We start from the raw sequence: 2,833 nt of genomic DNA, 5'->3' as shown, positions 1-2,833 counted from the left end.
ACAAGCGCTGCCCGAAACCGGAGGGCAGCTGCGGTTTCACCGCCGCCCGCGCCGAGCCTGGCCCGTATCCCGTAGGGCCCGATCCTTCTGGGCGAGTCCTCCCGTAACGGCCCCAGCATGCGCCAATCCCCCGTTCGACAACGCGCGCAGCGCCGGGGAACACCGGGGAAGGCCGGGTTCCGTCGCGCGCGTCCGGCGGTAATTTTGCCACGGACACGTCACGTCGCACGGTCCCGGACCTGGCACGGGACGGCACCGGACCCGTGCCCCCAGTGGCGGAACCGAATGCGTCGTCGGTCGCGACGGCGCGGGACCGGTGCCTCGTCGCCGGAGCAACGGTGCCCGGTGGACCGGACCGGCCCCGACCTGGCCCGGCGGAGGCCGCCGTGGCCGGGGCCCCGCGTACCTCCGTCAGGCCTCGGTGAGCCCCGCCACCAGTTCGTCCGCCGCCGCGTACGGATCGAGGCTCCCCGCCACGATGCGTTCCGCGAGCGCGCCGAGGTGGCGATCGCCGTGCAGATCGCCGATGCGCTCGCGCAGTCGCGTGACGGCGATGGTCTCGACCTCGCGGGCCGCGCGGGCCCTGCGCCGTTCGGCGAGGACGCCGCGCTCCTCCATCCACGCCCGGTGCTTCTCCAGCGCCTCGACGACCTCGTCGATCCCCTCGCCCCGGGCGGCGACCGTCTTCACGATCGGCGGACGCCAGTCGCCGGGACCGCGGGCCTCGCCCAGGCCCAGCATGTGGTTGAGCTCGCGCGCGGTGGCGTCCGCCCCGTCCCGGTCGGCCTTGTTGACCACGTACACGTCGCCGATCTCCAGGATTCCGGCCTTCGCCGCCTGGATGCCGTCGCCCATGCCGGGGGCCAGCAGGACGACGGAGGTGTCCGCCTGGGAGGCGATCTCCACCTCCGACTGGCCCACGCCGACCGTCTCCACCAGGACCACGTCGCAGCCCGCCGCGTCCAGCACCCGGATCGCCTGCGGCGCCGCCCAGGCGAGGCCGCCCAGATGCCCGCGGGTGGCCATGGAACGGATGTAGACGCCCGGGTCGGAGGCGTGCTCCGACATCCGCACCCGGTCGCCCAGGAGCGCCCCGCCGGAGAACGGCGAGGACGGGTCGACGGCCAGGACGCCGACCCGCTTGCCGGCCCGCCGGTACGCCGAGACCAGCGCCGACGTCGACGTCGACTTGCCGACGCCGGGCGAGCCGGTCAGGCCGACCACGTACGCGTTGCCCGTCAGCGGCGCCAGGGCCGCCATCACCTCGCGCAGCTGCGGCGACGCCCCCTCGACCAGGGAGATGAGCCGGGCCACGGCCCTCGGCCGGCCGGCCCGGGCCTGCTCGACCAGGGTGGGGACGTCCACCATCACCGCTCCGTTCACTCGCGCGTGCTCTACGTGTACTACGTACGGCCCACCTGGGCCGTTCCCGGGCCCGGACGTACGATCCGGGCCCGCTCGCGTGCGTACGGTCCGTCCCCGGACGCGGACGTACGGTCGCGTCCCCGGGCGACGGGCCGCCGCGGCCTACTTCTTCGGGACGCGGACGATCAGCGCGTCGCCCTGGCCGCCGCCGCCGCACAGCGCCGCCGCGCCGACGCCGCCGCCGCGCCGCTTCAGCTCCAGCGCCAGGTGCAGCACCAGCCGGGCGCCGGACATGCCGATCGGGTGACCGAGCGCGATGGCACCGCCGTTGACGTTGACCTTGTCGGAGGTGACGCCGAGGTCCTTCATGGACTGGACGGCGACCGCGGCGAACGCCTCGTTGATCTCGATCAGGTCGAGGTCCTCGATCTGGATGCCCTCCTTCTTCAGGGCGTGCAGGATCGCGTTGGACGGCTGCGACTGGAGCGAGTTGTCGGGGCCCGCCACATTGCCGTGGGCACCGATCTCCGCGATCCACTCCAGGCCCAGCTCCTCGGCCTTGGCCTTGCTCATGACGACGACGGCCGCGGCGCCGTCGGAGATCTGCGAGGACGTGCCCGCGGTGATCGTGCCGTCCTTGGTGAAGGCCGGGCGCAGCCGGGCGAGGGACTCGACGGTCGTCTCCGCGCGGATGCCCTCGTCCTTGGCGAAGAGGACCGGGTCGCCCTTGCGCTGCGGGATCTCGACCGGGGTGATCTCGGCCTCGAAGACGCCGTTCTTCTGGGCGGCGGCGGCACGCTGGTGGGAGAGGGCACCGATCTCGTCCTGGGCGGCACGGGTCAGCCCCAGACGGGTGTTGTGCTTCTCGGTGGACTCGCCCATCGGGATGTTCTCGTAGGCGTCGGTCAGGCCGTCGTACGCCATGGAGTCGAGCATCTCGACGGCGCCGTACTTGTGGCCCTCGCGCGACTTCGGGAGCAGGTGCGGGGCGTTGGTCATCGACTCCTGGCCGCCCGCGACGACGACGTCGAACTCACCCGCGCGGATCAGCTGGTCGGCCAGCGCGATCGCGTCGAGTCCGGACAGGCACACCTTGTTGACGGTGAGCGCGGGGACGTTCATCGGGATGCCCGCCGCGACGGCGGCCTGGCGCGCCGGGATCTGCCCCGCCCCGGCCTGGAGCACCTGGCCCATGATCACGTACTCGACCTGGTCGCCACCGATGCCGGCCCGGTCCAGCGCGGCCTTGATGGCGATGCCGCCGAGGTCGGCCCCGGAGAAGCTCTTCAGGGAGCCGAGGAGGCGGCCCATGGGCGTACGCGCGCCCGCGACGATCACTGAGGTGGTACCGGTCGTTCCTGACATGAGCCGCAGCCCCTTGGGGTGAGATGTGAACGAGGGTTTACTCGAATGTACTGAGCGGTACTCCGCCCGTCATCCGGCAACGGGTGTGACGGCGCGCACGTTG

Annotated in this window: 2 protein-coding genes; both read right to left on the bottom strand. The window is 72.7% G+C overall.

The window, feature by feature from the left end; genetic code table 11:
• Window positions 1–411: 411 nt before the first annotated feature.
• A complete protein-coding gene (meaB, locus tag AMK22_RS37105) occupies window positions 412–1,368 on the bottom strand; it encodes a methylmalonyl Co-A mutase-associated GTPase MeaB (RefSeq protein WP_073792141.1) in 957 nt (318 codons plus the stop codon).
• 159 nt (window positions 1,369–1,527) lie between these two features.
• Window positions 1,528–2,730: an acetyl-CoA C-acetyltransferase gene (locus AMK22_RS37100; RefSeq protein ID WP_073792139.1), complete on the bottom strand. Its 1,203-nt coding sequence runs from the start codon at window positions 2,728–2,730 to the stop codon at window positions 1,528–1,530.
• Window positions 2,731–2,833: the final 103 nt, after the last annotated feature.

This window comes from Streptomyces sp. CB01580, assembly GCF_001905795.1.
Lineage (GTDB): Bacteria > Actinomycetota > Actinomycetes > Streptomycetales > Streptomycetaceae > Streptomyces.
The sequence above is the reverse complement of the archived record's forward strand: the minus strand, read 5'-3'. Positions and strand labels throughout refer to the sequence as shown.

Bases quoted from the DNA above. Each gene is read 5' to 3' on its own strand.
- meaB (WP_073792141.1), bottom strand. From the start codon at position 1,368: ATGGTGGACGTCCCCACCCTGGTCGAGCAGGCCCGGGCCGGCCGGCCG.
- AMK22_RS37100 (WP_073792139.1), bottom strand. From the start codon at position 2,730: ATGTCAGGAACGACCGGTACCACCTCAGTGATCGTCGCGGGCGCGCGT.